Annotated in this window: 15 protein-coding genes and 1 pseudogene; 12 read left to right on the top strand and 4 right to left on the bottom strand. The window is 69.8% G+C overall.

Annotated elements, in window-relative coordinates:
* Positions 1–158 (top strand): UTRA domain-containing protein (locus AB0J09_RS33370; protein ID WP_360699542.1); only part of this gene is annotated, 158 nt, incomplete at its 5' end.
* Here AB0J09_RS33370 and AB0J09_RS33365 read toward each other — a convergent pair.
* From AB0J09_RS33365 to AB0J09_RS33355, 3 genes and pseudogenes are all read right to left on the bottom strand, one after another.
* Positions 102–749 (bottom strand): DedA family protein, encoded by a 648-nt coding sequence (locus AB0J09_RS33365; RefSeq protein WP_360699540.1) that lies wholly within the window; start codon positions 747–749, stop codon positions 102–104. The genes AB0J09_RS33370 and AB0J09_RS33365 overlap by 57 nt on opposite strands.
* 86 nt (positions 750–835) lie before the next feature.
* Positions 836–1354, bottom strand: a pseudogene (locus AB0J09_RS33360) (transposase); the annotation flags it as partial.
* 72 nt (positions 1355–1426) lie between these two features.
* The gene (locus tag AB0J09_RS33355) at positions 1427–1783 is read right to left on the bottom strand and encodes an aldo/keto reductase (RefSeq protein ID WP_360699538.1); all 357 of its coding nucleotides are present in this window, start codon (positions 1781–1783) and stop codon (positions 1427–1429) included.
* A 226-nt stretch (positions 1784–2009) separates the two neighbouring features.
* Between AB0J09_RS33355 and AB0J09_RS33350 the strand changes: the two genes are divergently transcribed.
* The 8 genes from AB0J09_RS33350 to AB0J09_RS33315 are packed head-to-tail and all read left to right on the top strand — an operon-like array spanning position 2010 to position 11728.
* The gene (locus AB0J09_RS33350; protein WP_360699536.1) at positions 2010–3899 is read left to right on the top strand and encodes a beta-L-arabinofuranosidase domain-containing protein; all 1890 of its coding nucleotides are present in this window, start codon (positions 2010–2012) and stop codon (positions 3897–3899) included.
* 20 nt (positions 3900–3919) lie between these two features.
* Positions 3920–5620 carry an ABC transporter substrate-binding protein gene (locus tag AB0J09_RS33345; RefSeq protein WP_360699535.1) on the top strand — a complete coding sequence of 567 codons (1701 nt, stop codon included), beginning with the start codon at positions 3920–3922 and terminating at the stop codon, positions 5618–5620.
* Complete coding sequence (locus tag AB0J09_RS33340; RefSeq protein ID WP_360699533.1) at positions 5621–6535, top strand: ABC transporter permease; 915 nt, start codon at positions 5621–5623, stop codon at positions 6533–6535.
* Positions 6535–7530 (top strand): ABC transporter permease, encoded by a 996-nt coding sequence (locus AB0J09_RS33335; RefSeq protein WP_360699531.1) that lies wholly within the window; start codon positions 6535–6537, stop codon positions 7528–7530. The genes AB0J09_RS33340 and AB0J09_RS33335 overlap by 1 nt, the downstream gene beginning before the upstream one ends.
* Positions 7527–8327, top strand: a complete 801-nt coding sequence (locus AB0J09_RS33330; protein WP_360699529.1) for an ABC transporter ATP-binding protein — start codon at positions 7527–7529, stop codon at positions 8325–8327. The genes AB0J09_RS33335 and AB0J09_RS33330 overlap by 4 nt, the downstream gene beginning before the upstream one ends.
* Entirely contained in the window at positions 8324–9136 is an 813-nt protein-coding gene (locus tag AB0J09_RS33325; protein WP_360699527.1) for an ATP-binding cassette domain-containing protein, read from the top strand. The genes AB0J09_RS33330 and AB0J09_RS33325 overlap by 4 nt, the downstream gene beginning before the upstream one ends.
* Positions 9133–10407, top strand: a complete 1275-nt coding sequence (locus AB0J09_RS33320; protein ID WP_360699525.1) for an alpha/beta fold hydrolase — start codon at positions 9133–9135, stop codon at positions 10405–10407. The genes AB0J09_RS33325 and AB0J09_RS33320 overlap by 4 nt, the downstream gene beginning before the upstream one ends.
* Complete coding sequence (locus AB0J09_RS33315; protein WP_360699523.1) at positions 10400–11728, top strand: aminopeptidase P family protein; 1329 nt, start codon at positions 10400–10402, stop codon at positions 11726–11728. The genes AB0J09_RS33320 and AB0J09_RS33315 overlap by 8 nt, the downstream gene beginning before the upstream one ends.
* 116 nt (positions 11729–11844) lie before the next feature.
* Here AB0J09_RS33315 and AB0J09_RS33310 read toward each other — a convergent pair whose 3' ends face one another.
* Complete coding sequence (locus AB0J09_RS33310) at positions 11845–12663, bottom strand: ACT domain-containing protein (RefSeq protein WP_360699521.1); 819 nt, start codon at positions 12661–12663, stop codon at positions 11845–11847.
* 272 nt (positions 12664–12935) lie between these two features.
* Between AB0J09_RS33310 and AB0J09_RS33305 the strand changes: the two genes are divergently transcribed.
* The 3 genes from AB0J09_RS33305 to AB0J09_RS33295 all read left to right on the top strand — a co-directional run.
* Positions 12936–14018 (top strand): hypothetical protein, encoded by a 1083-nt coding sequence (locus tag AB0J09_RS33305; protein WP_360699519.1) that lies wholly within the window; start codon positions 12936–12938, stop codon positions 14016–14018.
* Positions 14019–14034: 16 nt separating this feature from the next.
* Positions 14035–15180, top strand: coding sequence for a toxic anion resistance protein (locus AB0J09_RS33300; protein WP_360699517.1), 1146 nt, complete (start codon positions 14035–14037; stop codon positions 15178–15180).
* A partial coding sequence (locus AB0J09_RS33295) for a substrate-binding domain-containing protein (RefSeq protein ID WP_360699515.1) occupies positions 15177–16115 on the top strand: 939 nt, incomplete at its 3' end. The genes AB0J09_RS33300 and AB0J09_RS33295, both read left to right, overlap by 4 nt.

Raw genomic sequence — 16115 nt, 5'->3', positions numbered from 1 at the left:
CCCAGGCGGAGGCCAGACTCCTGGAGGAGCGCCGCGGCGCGCCGCTGCTCACCATGGTCCGCACCACGTACGACGACCAGGGCAGGGCCGTCGAGCACGGCTCACATGTCTACCGGGCCTCGCACTACTCCCTCGAGGTCACTCTCATCGAGCGCTAACGCGGCCCGCCGCTTGAGGTAGAGCGTGGTGCAGATCCCGAACACCACGGCCACCCCGAGCGCCACCCAGGAGAAGCCCTTCAGCCATTTCTCGGCGACGAGCCCGAGATAGAAGATCACCGTGGTGGTGCCGCCCGCCCACACGATCCCGCCGAGCACGTTGGCGACGGCGAACTTCCAGTACGGCATGCGCAGCGCCCCCGCCAGCGGTCCGGCGAGGATGCGCAGCAGCGCGATGAACCGGCCGACGAAGACCGCCCACACGCCGAACCGCTGGAAGTACTGCTCGGCCTTGGCCACGTGCCGTGGGCCGAAGTGCTTGGGGAAGCGCCGCCCGAGCCGCTCGAACATGGGCGCGCCGCCCTTGCGCCCGATCGCGTACCCGGCGGAGTCCCCCACGATGGCTCCGGCGCTCGCGCAGACGCCCACCCAGAACGGGTCCACCACGCCCTTGGCGGCCAGGATCGCGGCGCTGACCAGCACGATTTCGCCTGGCAGCGGGATGCCGAGGCTCTCGAGCCCGATCACGAGCGCGACCGTGGCGTAGAGCCATCCGGCGGGGATCGCCTGCAACCACACGTCGATATGCACGGGCCCAACCTAGCGCTGCCACATCACCACAAGGACCGCCATTGAGACCTTCCACACCGGATGGTCAGCGTTCACTGTCGAGCATCGAACGAGGCGAAGTACCGCCCGGCCGCGTCCTTGATGACCGTGACCGAGGAGGGCACCGAGGGCAGATCCCGTGACCAGCGGACCGCGACGTCACCGATCTTCGGCAGGGACAGTTTCCCGCCCGCCGTGACCTTGAAGCGGGCGTTTCGGGTGAACCGGATCGCCTGCCGGTGATCTTTGCGGGACCGGAACCGGGGCGCCCCCACTTTCGGGCCTTGGCGCTTGCCGGAGATGGCGGCGAAGAAGTTGCGGAACGCTCTCGTGAAGTCGGCGAGCGCCTGCTGCAACACCACGGCCGACACCTCGCACAGCCAAGCCCGGCCCGGAGTGCGCTTGGCCTCGCTGATCACCCGGCGGGACAACTCGGCGTCGGTGACGAACGGCAGCCCATCCTGGTATGCCTGGTTGCGCAGGCGCAGCGCGTCGTTGAACACCACCCGGGCACACCCGAACGCCTTGGCGAGCGCGATGCGCTGACCTGGGGTGGGGTCGATACGGAAGGAGCACCGCAACTGCACCCGACCAGAATACGGTGGGTTTACGACCGATTACAGTGAGATATGAGAACCTGCACGCTCACTTGGTTTCCGTCACCAAACGTGGTCGGTGTCGAGGCGGCGCAGGGTGTAGGCGAGCGAGGTCTTGACGGCCGCCGGCCGGCCGTCCTGGCCGAGCCAGTTGCCGTCGTAGTCGCGCTGCGCCCCGAACTTGACGCTGATCGTCACGTCGTCACGCGAGCGGCTCTTGAGCGCCTCGCGGATGAGCAGCTCGTTGTGGCCCATGCCGTAGAAGTCGCCGGTGTCCAACAGCGTGATGCCGGCGTCGATGGCGGCGTGGATCGTGGCGATGGACTCGGACGCGTCGGCCGGTCCGTACAGGTCGGACATACCCATGCAGCCCAGCCCGAGGTCGGACACGACCGGGCCGCCGGTTCCCAGAGTTCCCATCTGCCCAAGTATGCGCCATTGGAATGACAGATTTCATTTTTTGTCAGTGACGCTACTCGGCACCGCCAATTTCGAACCCACCGGAACCCGCATACCCCCTGCCGCCAGCACCCTTAGATGATTTCGGTCCTGTTACGTTCATGGGACGCCTCACCCGTAACCCTTGGCAACAAGCCTCCCGGGCACCTAAGGTGCAGTGCAATGCCACACATTACTGGGATGGATCATGACGTCTAAGCAGGTCAAGCCCCTGGCCGGCGCCGTACGCACCGCGTCCGGAGCCGTTCGGCCGCTGTCCGGCGTGCGCATCACCGGCGGCCTGCTCCACCACTGGCAGCGCCGGAACAGCACGGCCACGATCCCGCACACCATCGAGCAGCTCCGCGCCGCGGGCAACGTGGCCAACCTGAGCCGCCTGCTGGAGGACGACCCCGCCCCCTTCCGGGGCCGCTACCCGTTCCTGGACACCGATCTGTACAAGACCCTCGAGGGCCTGGCGTACGAGCTGGGCGACGGCGACCCCTCCACCAGGGAGTTCTTCGACGAGGTGGTCGGGCTGCTGGAACGGGTCCAGGCCGAGGACGGCTACCTCAACTCCTTCTTCCAGGACCCGGCGTCGGCCAAGAAGCCGTGGGAGGACCTGACCTGGGGGCACGAGCTGTACACCCTGGGCCACCTCATCCAGGCCGCCGTCGCCGCCAACCGCAGGATGGGCGACGACCGGCTGCTGCGCGTGGCGGTGCGCTTCGCCGACCTGGTGCTGGACAGGTTCCGCGAGAGGGGCGTCTGCGGGCATCCCGAGGTGGAGATGGCGCTGGTCGAGCTGTTCAGGGAGACGGGCGAGCGCGGCTACCTGGCCATGGCGGCGGCGTTCGTCGACCGCAGGGGCACGGGACAGCTCGAGCACAAGATCTTCTCCGGCGAGTACTTCCAGGACCACGTGCCCCTGCGCGAGCTGCCGTCGGTGACCGGGCACGCCGTGCGCATGACGTACCTGGCGGCGGGCGCGGCCGACGTCTTCCTGGAGACCGGCGACCGGTCGCTGCTCGAGGCGCTGGAGCAGCTCTGGGACGACATGGTGGCGACCAAGCTGTACGTCACGGGCGGCCTGGGCAGCCGGCACTCCGACGAGGCGATCGGCGACAGGTACGAACTGCCGTCCGAGCGCGCCTACAGCGAGACCTGCGCGGCCATCGCCGTCATGCAGTGGGCCTGGCGGATGTTCCTGGCCACCGGCGGCGCGAAATACCTCGACGTGTTCGAGCGCGTGCTCTACAACGCCTACGCCGTGGGCCTGTCGGCGGACGGCAGGGCTTTCTTCTACGACAATCCGCTCCAGCGCCGCCCCGACCACGAGCAGCGCAGCGGCGCGGAGCCGGGCGGTGAGCCACTGCGCCGCGCCTGGTTCGGCTGCCCGTGCTGCCCGCCGAACATCGTGCGCTGGATGGCCCAGCTGGCCGACTACGTGGCGGCCGAGCGGGACGGCGCCGTGCTGATCGCCGCCTATACGCAGGCCAGGATCCAGACGTCCGAGCTGGAGCTGGCGATGGAGACCGCGTACCCGTGGGACGGCGACGTACGTATCGCCGTCGAGCGGGCCCCGGACGGGCCGTACGCACTGGTGCTGCGGATCCCCGGCTGGGCCAGGAACGTGACAATCACCGTCAACGGCGAGCCCTGCGACGCGCGGGAGTCCGGCGGCTGGGTCACCCTTGAGCGCGAGTGGTCGGCGGGTGACGAGGTGCGCCTCACCCTGCCCATGCCGGTCAGGGCGCACGGCTCGCACCCCTACCTCGACGCCACCAGGGGCGCGGTCAGCCTGGCCCGGGGACCGCTCGTGTACTGCGTCGAGCAGCACGACAGCCCGCAGGCCCCGGTCGACGACCTGACGGTCGGAGTCCACGACGTTGTTAGCGCGAACATCGAGCGGCGGGACGAGGCCGTCGTGCTGCGCGTGGACACGAGCTCCGCGCCCCCGTCCTCCGCTGAGCTCTACCCCGAGCTCCCCTTGGACGAGGCGCTCCCGGAGACGAGGGTCGAGGCGACCTTCGTCCCCTACTTCCTGTGGGGCAACCGCGGCCCCGAAGCCATGCGGGTCTGGGTCAGGACCCCCTGAACCAACGGAAAGAAGGCATCATGAGGAGATCGGCGGCGCTCGCGAGCGTCACCATGACCGCCGTTCTGGCGCTCACCGCGTGTGGCGGGGGCGGCGGCGCTGCGGCCCCCGGCACGGGCACGGGCACGGGGACTTCAAGCGGGCCGGGCGCGCCCGCCGCGACGGGCGGCACCGTGCGCATCCTGGCCAAGGCGGACTTCTCCCACCTGGACCCGACGCGCGGCTGGGACGGCGGCGTGAACAACTTCTACCGCCTCATCTACCGGGGACTGACGATGTTCGGCGCGGGTCCGGGCGCCGAGGGCACGAAGATCGTGCCCGACCTGGCCACCGACACGGGCACCCCGTCCGACGGCGCCAAGACGTGGACGTTCAAGCTCAAGGACAACCTGTTCTTCGAGGACGGCACGCCGATCAACAGCGAGGCCGTCAAGTTCGGCTTCTCACGCACGTTCGACCCGGAGGCCGGGATCGGCTCGCCATACGGGAAACTGCTGCTGGACGCGCCGAAGGACTACAAGGGCCCGTACCTGGACGGCGACCTGAAGACCATCGAGACGCCCGACGACAAGACGGTCGTCTTCCACCTGAAGAAGCCCTACGCCGACTTCCCGAGCGCGCTGGCGCTGGCCAACTTCACGCCCTTCCCCAAGGGCACGGGAGCAGGCGCGGCGTTCGACACCAAGCCGATCGCGAGCGGGCCGTACAAGGTGGCGAGCTATCAGCGCGGCGTATCGCTGAAGCTGGCGCGCAATCCGCAGTGGAAGCCTGAGACCGACAGCGTCCGGGCGGCCAAGCCGGACGCGTTCGAGTGGACGTTCGGCCTCGACGCGGCCACGATCGACGAGCGCATGCTGGCCGGGCAGGGCACCGACACCGACGTCATCGGCCCGTCCATCCAGGCGGCGACCGTGGCGCGGGTGCAGGCGCCGCAGATCAAGCAGCGCACGCTGTCCGGGCTCAACGGCTGCACCACGTACATGGGCCTGAACACCACCAAGAAGCCCCTGAACGACGTGCGGGTGCGCCAGGCGATCAACTACGCGATCAACAAGGACACCGTGGTCGCGGGGATGGGCGGCGGCGCCCTGGCCGCCAAGGGCACCTCGATCCAGCCGCCCACGATCGCGGGCCGGGTGGACTACGACCTGTACCCGTACAACGTCGAGCAGGCCAAGAAGCTGCTGGCCGAGGCCGGCCTGGCGGACGGGTTCACCCTGACGCTCGACACCCGGCCGGATCCGAAGATGGCGGCGGTGGCGGTGGCGATCCAGGACGCGCTCAAGCAGGTCAAGATCGACGTCAAGATCAACAACATCGACACCTCGACCTACTACGAGGTCATCGGCACGCCGGCGCAGCAGAAGGACGCCGCCGTCACCGGCTGGTGCCCCGACTGGGCCTCCGGCGCGACGTTCCTGCCGCCGCTGTTCGACGGCCGCAACATCACCGCCAAGGGCAACTCGAACCTCGCGCAGATCAACGACAAGGGGATCAACCAGCGCATCGACGAGATCGCCGCGATGACGGACGTCAACGAGGCCAACGCGGCCTACGGCGAGCTGGACAAGCAGATCATGAAGGAGGCTCCGGTGGTCCCGCTGGCCTACGAGAAGCTGATCCTTCTTCTCGGCTCGAACATCGCGGGCGCCTACCAGTCCAACTCGTTCTCCGGCGGCGTCGACCTGATCTCCGTCGGACTGGCGAAGCCGACGAAGTAGATGACCGTCGCATCCCTTTCACCGGCCACGTCTGGCCGGCGGGTCGCAGGCGCGCTGCTGCGTGACAGGGGCGCGGTGCTGAGCACCGCGTTCCTGGCGCTGATCGTGCTGATGGCGATCTGCGCGCCGCTGATCAGCGCGATCACCGGCCACGGGCCGAACGACCTCGACACCGCCGCCGTCAACACCGACCTGGGCGGGGTGCCGCGTGGGTCGCTCGGCGGGATCAGCGCCGACCACCTGCTGGGCGTCGAACCGCAGAACGGCCGCGACATCCTGGCGCGCATCGCCTACGGCGCGCGCGTCTCGCTGCTGATCGCGATCTCCGCCACGGTGCTGACGACCCTGCTGGGCGTGGTGCTGGGCATGCTGGCCGGCTTCTATCAGGGCTGGGTGGACCAGGTGATCTGCCGGGTCATGGACTTCCTCATGGCCTTCCCGGCACTCATCTTCATGATCGCCATCCTGTCGTCGCTGCCGCAGGGGAACCGGCCGGTGCTGCTGGTCCTGGTGATCAGCGTGTTCGGCTGGCCGTACCTGGCGCGGGTGGTGCGCGGGCAGACGCTGACGCTGGTGAACAGGGAGTTCGTGGAGGCCGCCCGGGCGTCGGGCGCCTCCACGGGCGCGCTGGTGTTCAAGGAGATCCTGCCGAACCTGCGCAGCTCGCTGATCGTGATGACCACCCTCGCCGTGCCCGGCTACGTCGGCACCGAGGCCGGGCTGTCGTTCCTGGGCGTCGGCGTGACGCCGCCCACGCCGTCGTGGGGCCAGATGATCTCCAGCTCGGTCGCCTGGTACTCCGTCGATCCGATGTACTTCGCGATCCCCGGCGGGCTTCTGTTCCTCACCGTGCTGTCGCTGACCGTGCTCGGTGACCGGCTGCGGGCCGCGTTCGACTCCGGGGAGGCCTCCTGATGGCGCGCTATCTGGCCGGGCGGGCCGCCAGCGTGGTGCTGGTCCTCTTCCTGGTGTGCCTGTTCACGTTCATCATCTTCTTCACGCTCCAGCCCGACCCGGCGGTGATGATCTGCGGGAAGACGTGCACGCCCGAGCGCATCGACCAGATCCACGACGTGCTGGGGCTGGACAAGCCGTTGCTGACGCAGTTCTTCGAATTCCTCGGCGGGATCTTCGCCGGGCGCGACTACGGCGAGGGCGCGAACCTGGTGCACTGCGGCGTCCCGTGCCTCGGCTACAGCTTCCAGACCGGCCAGTCCGTGTGGGACATGGTGGTCGACCGGCTGCCGGTCAGCGCCACGGTCGCGATCGGGGCCGCGGTGCTGTGGCTGCTCATCGGGATCGCGGCGGGCCTGCTCAGCGCGGTCAAGGAGGGCACCTGGTGGGACCGCAGCGCCATGGGGCTGGCGCTGGGCGGCTCGAGCATCCCCAACTACGTGCTGGCGCTGGCGCTGCAGTACGTGCTGGTGGTGCAGCTGCAAGTGCTGCCGTTCCCGCAGGCGGTGGCGTTCTCCGACGACCCGGTGGTGTGGTTCCAGTCATACCTGATGCCGTGGATCGTGCTGGCCACCGGCTACGCCTGCCTGTACGCCCGGCTGACCAGGGCGAACGTCATCGATACGCTGGCCGAGAACTTCATGCGCACGGCCAGGAGCAAGGGCCTGAGCCCGGCGCTGACCATGCGCAGGCATGCCCTGCGTCCGTCACTGACGCCGATCGCCACGATCTTCGGCATGGACTTCGCCGCGCTGCTGGGCGGAGCGCTGATCACCGAGACGGTGTTCGGGCTGAACGGGGTCGGCAAGATGGCCGCCGACTCCATCGCCAAGAACGACCAGCCGGTGATCATGGCGGTGACGCTGCTGGCGGCGTTCTTCGTGGTGATCGGGAACGTGGTGGTAGACCTCGTCTACACGATGCTGGACCCGAGAGTGAGGATCACGGCGAAATGAGCGAACTGCTTGTCGTGGAGGACCTCACCGTCACCTTCCCGACCACGCGCGGCCCGGTCGACGTGGTCAAGGGCGTGTCCTTCACGGTCGGACGGGACGAGACGGTCGGGATCGTCGGCGAGTCGGGCTCCGGCAAGTCGATGACGAGCCTGGCGGTCATGGGGCTGCTGCCCAAGGGCGCCGTCACCAGCGGGAGCATCCAGCTGGACGGCGTGGAGCTGCTCGGCCGCTCGGACCGGGAGCTGCGGCGGCTGCGCGGCGACCAGATGTCGATGATCTTCCAGGATCCGCTGTCGTCCCTGAACCCGTACTACACGGTCGGCCTGCAGATCGAGGAGATGTACCGCGCCCACCGCGGCGGCTCGCGCGGGGCGGCGCGGAAGGTCGCGATCGACGCGCTCGAGCAGGTGGGCCTGCCGGACGCGGAGCGGCGGGTGGACTACTACCCGCACCAGTTCTCCGGCGGGCAGCGGCAGCGCATCATGATCGCCATGGCCCTGGTGTGCTCCCCCGCGCTGCTGATCGCCGACGAGCCGACCACGGCGCTGGACGTGACCGTGCAGGCGCAGATCCTGAAGCTGCTGGCCGGCCTGCGGCAGGAGAGCGGGATGGGCATGGTGTTCATCACGCACGACCTGGCCGTGATCAGCTCGATCGCCACCCGCGTGCTGGTGATGCGCCAGGGCGAACAGGTCGAGTACGGCACGGCCGAGCAGGTGTTCGCCGAGCCGGCCCACGAGTACACGCGGATGCTGCTGGAGAGCATCCCCCGCATCGATGACGAGGTGATCGCATGACGCTGCTGCGGGCCAAGGGCCTGACCAAGCGGTTCGTCTCGCGCGGCCCGCTGGGTGCGAAGGCCGAGTTCACGGCGGTCGACCAGGTCAGCTTCGACGTGAGCCTCGGTGAGACGCTGGCGGTGGTCGGCGAGTCCGGCAGCGGCAAGTCGACGACCGCCCGCATGATCGCCAAGCTGATGGACCCGAGCGAGGGCACGCTCGAGTTCGACGGCGAGGACGTCACGCACGTCAAGGGGGCCGAGCTGGCCCGCTTCCGCGCCAACGTCCAGGTCGTCTTCCAGGACCCGTTCTCCTCGCTCAACCCCCGCCACACGGTGGAGCGGATCCTGATGGCGCCGCTGGCCTACCAGGGCATCGCGCCCAACGGCAGCCGCCGGGCGCACGCCAAGGAGCTGATGGAGCGCGTCGGGCTGAACCCCGACCACTCCCTGCGCTACCCCGCGCAGTTCTCCGGCGGGCAGGCGCAGCGCATCGGCATCGCCCGCGCGCTGGCCGTCAACCCCAAGCTGGTGATCTGCGACGAGGCCGTCTCGGCGCTGGACGTGTCGGTGCAGGCGCAGGTGCTCGAGCTGCTGCGGCGGCTGCAGCGCGAGAGCGGCTTCAGCTACGTGTTCATCGCCCACGACCTGGCCGTCGTCCGGCAGATCGCCCAGCGGGTCGCGGTGATGAGCAAGGGCGAGATCGTCGAGCTGGGGGACACCGAGCAGGTGTTCAGCGACCCCCAGCACGAGTACACGCGGACGCTGCTGGCGGCGATCCCGCGCATCAACCCGGACTGGGACCGCCGCAGGAGGGAGAGGCTGTGATCACCGCGACCTACACGATCCCCGGGATGCGGGTACGCGACCACGTCGTGGAGGTGCCGCTCGACTGGGCGGACCCCGAGGCCACGATCAGGGTGTTCGCCAGGGAACTGGTGGATCCCGTGCGGGACGGCGACGACCTGCCGTGCCTGCTCTACCTGCAGGGCGGGCCCGGCGGCAAGGGGCCGCGCCCGGTCGGCACGTCGGGCTGGCTCGGCAAGGCGCTGGAGACGTACCGGGTGATCCTGCTCGACCAGCGGGGCACGGGCCGCAGCTCGCGGATCGACGGGCGGGTGATGAGCGCGCTCGACCCGCAGGAGGGCGCGGACTACCTGGCCCGCTTCCGCGCGGACTCGATCGTGGCCGACGCCGAGCACCTGCGCAAGACCGTCTTCGGCGGCCGGCGCTGGTCGACGCTCGGGCAGAGCTACGGCGGCTTCCTGACGCTGACGTACCTGTCGCAGGCGCCCGAGGGCCTGAGCGCCTGCTACGTGGCCGGCGGGCTGCCCTCCGTCGACCCCGACGCCGCGGAGGTCTACCGGCGCACGTACCCGCGGGTCGCGGCCAAGAACGCCGAGTTCTACCGCCGCTACCCGCACCACGTGGAGACGGTGGCCCGCCTGGCCGACCGGCTGGCCTACGGCGACGTGCTGCTGCCCGACGGCGACGTGCTGACCGTGCGGCGGCTGCAGTCGCTGGGGATCGACTTCGGCATGAAGCCGGGCTACGAGCGCATGCACTGGCTGCTGGACGAGTCGACCGAATTGCCCGAGACGTTCCTGCACCAGGTGCTGGCCCGCTCCTCCTACGCCGACAACCCGCTCTTCGCCGCCATGCAGGAGAGCATCTACGGGTCCGGGCCCGGCGCCACGGCCTGGGCGGCGCAGAGCGAGCGCGCCCGGCACCCGGCCTTCGCCGAGGACGCCAGGCCGCTGCTGTTCACCGGCGAGATGATCTACCCCTGGATGTTCGAGGAGATCCGCGTGCTCCGCCCCTTCCGCGCCGCCGTCGAACTCCTCGCCGCGCGTACCGACTGGCCTTTGCTGTACGACCTGGACCGCCTGGCGGCCAACCAGGTGCCGGTGGCGGCGGCGGTCTACTTCGACGACATGTACGTCGACTCCGGCCTGCAACTGGACACCGCCTCCAGGGTCGGCAACACGCAGGCCTGGGTCACCAACGAGTACGAGCACGACGGCATCGGCGAGGAACGGGTCTTCGCCCGGCTGACCGGGCTGGTGCGCGACATAGGAGGAGGAATCACTGGTGAGTGACGGCAAGCCCCCCAAGTTGACTGAGATCCCGGCGTTCGTCGACTACATCGCCGAAGGCTGGGACGCCCCCGCCCGCACTCCGTCACTGGTGCCCGGCGCGGCCGAGGCCGCCGCCGCCCACCGTGAGCGCCTGGCCGCCGCGCTCCCCGGCAGGACCGTGGTGGTGAAGGCCGGGCGGGCGCCGGTACGCAACAACGACATGTCCTACGACTTCCGCGTGGACAGCGACTTCTACTGGCTCACCGGCTGCGCGGCGGAGAACGCCGTGGCCGTGATCGCCGACGGCGCCGCCACCGTGTACCTGCCCCCGCCCGCCCGCCCCGGCGACCTCGGCTTCTTCGCCGACGCCGCGTACGGCGAGCTGTGGGTGGGCCCGTCCCCGTCACTCGCCGAGTGGTCGGCGGCGCTCGGTGTCGAGGTGCGGCCGCTGAGCGAGTTCACGGACTCCCCGGAACCGCCTGACGCCGAGCTCCCGCGCGTGCTGTCCGAACTACGCATGATCAAGGACGAGTGGGAGATCGGCCAGCTCCGCGAGGCCGTGAACCGCACGGTCGAGGGCTTCGCGGCGGTGCTGGCCGAGGTCCCGGCGGCCATCGAGGGCGCGGGCGAGCGGTGGCTGCAGGGCACGTTCGACCGTTACGCCAGGGCGTACGGCAACGGCCCCGGCTACCCCACCATCGTCGGCAGCGGCCCGCACGCCCCCACCCTGCACTGGGTGCGCTGCGACGGCCCCGTCCTGCCCGACGAGCTGCTGCTGCTCGACATGGGCGTGGAGGTACGCAGCCACTACACCGCCGACGTCACCCGCACCTTCCCCGTTTCAGGCGCCTTCTCCCCCGCCCAGCGGCAGGTGCACGACCTGGTGGAGAAGGCGCACCGGGCGGGCATGGCGCAGGTCGGCCCCGGCCGCCGGTTCACCGACTTCCACCACGCGGCCATGGAGGTCATCGCGCGCGGGCTGGACGACTGGGGGCTGCTGCCCGTCTCGGTGGACGAGGCCCTGTCGGACCGCGGCCAGCACCACCGCCGCTACCTGATCTGCGGCATCGGCCACCACCTGGGCCTGGACGTACACGACTGCGCCCAGTCCCGCCCAGAGGCGTACCAGGGCGCCGTCATGGAGCCCGGCATGGTGCTCACCGTCGAGCCCGGGCTGTACTTCCACGCCCATGACCGCACGGTCCCGCCGGAGCTGCGCGGGGTCGGCGTACGGATCGAGGACGACCTGCTGGTCACCTCGTCGGGGACGGAGATCCTTTCGGACGCCCTGCCCATCGACGCGAGCGGTCTGGAACGCTGGGCGAAGGAGGCCTCCAGCTAAGGCCCGCACGGCCCCACCGGCCGCCTCGCTGAGCGGTGCGGGCGCCGCTCCGGCCACGAGCCCTCCGGACACCGCCCCGACCGCAGGCCCGGCTCCTTCGGGCCCCGGCCCCGTGGTCAGTCGGGCGCGCTGTAGCGGGCCTGGCGGGCGGTGGCCGTCAGGGCTGCGGCGCGTGCCGCCTCGGTCGGCGTGAACGGCAGTTCGGGCCGCCGGATCAGCAGCGCACGATCCGGGTTGACGGAGATCACCATGGTGGTGTTCAGCTTGGCGCCCTCGTCCACGGTGTCGCCGGGCCGCCGCCACTCCACCCGCGAGACCCGCAACAACTCGGCCATGGCCTCGGGCAGCCGATCAGGGTCCGCACTTACCCGCTGCGCCAGGACGAGAGCCTGCACGCCGGGATCGGTGAGATCCTTCACCTGCGCGGGCACGATCACCACGTCGTGCCCGCCCGCCTCGGTCAGCGCCCCGGCCAGCACGTCGAGCACCAGCCCGGGCGGCGCCTCGATGACGAACTCGTCAAGGGCGTCGCACCCGGCGGGCGTGATCGCGCTGCTACCGGTCGGCGCGATGTGCAGGGCCAGGATGTTGCAGCCGAGCCGTCCGAACGCCCCCGCCACCGTGGCCAGCCGCCCTGGCCGCTCCACCACCCGCATGCGAACGCGCCACAGCACCATGGCCGACCCCGCGTCGTCCTCCACGGGGAGCGCGGGAGCCGTGCGCCGGGGACGGCGGCCCAGTCGCTTGTGAATGGCCGCCCCTACGATCAACGCCGCCCCCAGCCCGACCATCAGGACCGGTCCTGGTTCCTGGTGGCCGAGCAGGGTCGCGAGCAGGTGCGCCAGGCCGACCGCGAGGAACAGCGCGGCCAGTTCGACGATCTCCCGCCTCCAGGAGCGCTGGTTTCCGTTCATCACCTTGGGTGCATCGCTCATGCCACCCAGCATGTGCGCGGCGTGTTTCGCGACCACGAGCGGCGCGGTTGCGGCGGCATTAAACCGTCTTCACCGCCTGAGCCGAATCTGGCCTTGTTTTACCCGCACATCTCATGGCGTGCCACTGCGCTCACATCGCATGAGTCTCCGGCGCGGGTGGCCCGTGAACGGCGAGTGAATTCTGCCGTACGGTCGTCTTCCCACCCGCGCGATCTCCGCGAGCGCTATCCCATAATTCCAGGCATGGGGGTTATTTCAGGAAACGGGGTGCGATGAAGCGATGGATCGGCGTCATTCTGGCGGCCGTGCTCGCCGGGGTGGCGGTGGTCGCCGTCCTCTGGGGCAGCAAGGGGCAGGACGGACCCCAGATGACCGTTGTACGGGGGGTCATCGGCTCGGAGAAGAAGCCGCTCTTCGACGATCCTCGAGTGAAGGCGGCCTTCGCCAAGCACGGCTTACGGGTCGAGGTGGACACCGCGGGATCGCGGCAGATCGTCACCGACGTGGACCTGAGCCGCTACGCCTTCGCCTTCCCCTCCAGCGTCCCGGCCGCCGAGCGGATCAAGCGCGACCGCGGAGCCACGACCACGTACTCGCCGTTCTACTCGCCGATGGCGGTAGCCACGTTCGAGCCGATCGCCGCCCTGTTGGTCAAGACGGGTGTGCTCCGCAATTCCGGCAAAGGCTCACAAACTCTTGATATTAAGAAATATCTAGAATTAGTAGCTAAAGGCACCCGATGGGATCAAATTCCCGGTAATTCAGCATATAAGGCACGCAAGAGGGTGCTGCTCACCACCACCGACATCCGCACGTCCAACTCCGCCGCCATGTACCTGTCGGCGGTCGCCTACGTGGCCAACGGCGAGGACGTGATCACCTCGGACGCCCAGATCGCCAAGATAGCCCCAGTCGTGGCGCCGGCCGTGCTCGACCAGGGCTTCTCCGAGTCCACCAGCGAGGCGTCGTTCGACGACTACCTGGCGCTGGGCTCGGGCAAGACACCGATGCTGGTCGTCTACGAGGCGCAGTATCTCGCGCACGTCTTCGCCGGGGACGGCGCGATCAAGCCTGACATGCGGCTGGTCTACCCCTCGCCGACCGTGCTGAGCAAGCACACGCTGGTCCCGCTGTCGGAGCCGGGTGACAAGGTGGGCCGGCTGCTCACGAAGGACCCGGAACTGCAGGCCCTGGCGGCCGCGTACGGCTTCCGCACCACGAGCCCCCAGGCGTTCACGGACCTGGTCGCCAAGACGGGGGCGCCGGTCGCGGCCGACCTGGTCGACGTCGTCGAGCCGCCCACGTACGAGCGGCTGGACAAGCTGATCACCACCATCGACTCCGCATGGCCCTAGCGAGGAGACCTCTCACTTGTCCGATCTGGTGCTCACGCCGCCCGCGCCGGTCACGCCGGTCCCCGCCGATACGGCGGCGGGCATGCTGCCGATCTCCGCCGAGCGGGCGGCCGAGCTGACCGCCAAGGCCCAGGACTTCGCCGGGGAGCTGGGCGGGCTCGATCCGCGCTCGCCGGAGTTCGCCCGTAAGGTGTACGACATCTCCTCGATGGGCGACAGCGAGATCCGCTCGGCGTCGCAGGTGGCCAACCGCATGCTCAAGCGGCCGGTCGCCGCCCTGGGCGCGGCCAGGGGCGAGGGCTCCGAAGCCCAGTCCAGGGTCGCGAATGAGCTCGTGGCGCTGCGCCGCACCGTCGTGGACCTGGACCCGAAGCAGGCCGCCTCCGGGACCCGAAAGTTGCTCGGGCTCATCCCCTTCGGCGATCGGCTGCGCGACTACTTCGCCAAGTTCCACTCCGCGCAGAAGCACATCGACGACATCGTCCGCGCGCTCAAGTCCGGCCAGGACGAGCTGCTGCGCGACAACGCCGCCATCGAGGGCGAGAAGGCCAACCTGTGGGAGGCCATGACGCGGCTGCAGGAGTACGCGGTCATGGCCAAGGCGATGGACGCCGCCCTGGAGGAGCGGATCGCGCTGGCCGACGAGGAGCGGGCCACGGCGCTGCGCTCCGACGCGCTGTTCGCCGTCCGCCAGAAGCACCAGGACATCCTCACCCAGCTGGCCGTCTCGGCGCAGGGCTACCTGGCACTCGATCTCGTACGGAAGAACAACCTGGAGCTGAGCAAGGGCGTGGACCGGGCCACCACGACCACGGTCGCGGCCCTGCGCACGGCGGTGACGGTCGCGCAGGCGCTGGCGAACCAGAAGCTGGTGCTCGACCAGATCAGCGCGCTCAACGCCACGACGGGCGATCTGATCCTGGCCACCAGCGAGATGCTGCGCACGCAGGCGGGCGCGATCCAGAACCAGGCGGCCTCCACGACCGTGGACATGGACACGCTGCGCCAGGCCTTCGACAACGTCTACTCCACGATGGACCTGATCGACGCGTTCCGGGCGAAGGCCGTGGACAGCATGGCGGCCACCGTGGACAGCCTGTCCTCGGAGCTCGAGCACGCGCGCACGTATCTGGAGCGCGCCCATGAGGGGACGGCGCAGTGAGGCGAGCTCCCCTCTGGGCGGCCGTGGCCGCCCTCCTCCTGGCGGGCGCCTGCGCCCAGGCAGGCGAACCGGTGGACGGGCCGGATATGCTGCGGGTGCTGGCCGGCAGCGAGATCAAGGACCTCGAGCCGCTGCTCCAGCGCGCCGAGCGGGAGGCCGGGGTCCGCGTCAAGCTCACCTATACGGGCACCCTCGACGGCGCCGAGCAGGTCGCGAGCGGCCGCGCCGACGGCCGCCTCGACGCCACGTGGTTCTCCTCCAACCGCTACCTGTCCCTGATCGACGGGGCCCAGGCCAGGCTGTCCACCCAGACCAAGGTCATGGTCTCACCGGTCGTGCTGGGCCTGAAGCCGGCCAAGGCCGCCGAGCTGGGCTGGGACAAGGGATCGGTGTCGTGGGCGGACATCGCGGCGGCGGCCGGGGACGGCAGGTTCAGCTTCGGCATGACGAACCCCGCCTCCTCCAACTCGGGCTTCTCCGCCCTCGTCGGGGTGGCCGCGGCGCTGTCGGGCGCGGACGGGGCGCTCAGCACCGAGCAGGTCGGCACGGTGACGCCGAAACTGAAGAAGTTCTTCTCCGCGCAGCGGCTGACGGCGGGTTCGTCGGGCTGGCTGGCCGACGCCTACGCCCGCGACCCGCGCGTGGACGGTCTGGTGAACTACGAGTCGGTGCTGCTCGGGCTGCGCGAACCGCTCACGATCGTCTATCCGAGCGACGGCGTCGTCAGCGCCGACTACCCGCTCACGCTGCTCGCCTCCGCCCCCGAGGACAAGAAGGTCCTGTACGGCAAGCTCGCCGCCTGGCTGCGCACACCCGCCGTGCAGAAGGACATCATGACCGGCACCCACCGGCGGCCGATCGCGCCCGGCGTCACCCTCGACGCCCGTTTCGGCGCGGCGCAGCTCATCGAGCTGCCCTTCCCGAACCGGCGCGGC

The organism is Nonomuraea sp. NPDC049784 (genome assembly GCF_040659615.1).
In the GTDB taxonomy this organism is placed as follows: Bacteria; Actinomycetota; Actinomycetes; order Streptosporangiales; family Streptosporangiaceae; genus Nonomuraea.
The sequence above is the reverse complement of the archived record's forward strand: the minus strand, read 5'-3'. Positions and strand labels throughout refer to the sequence as shown.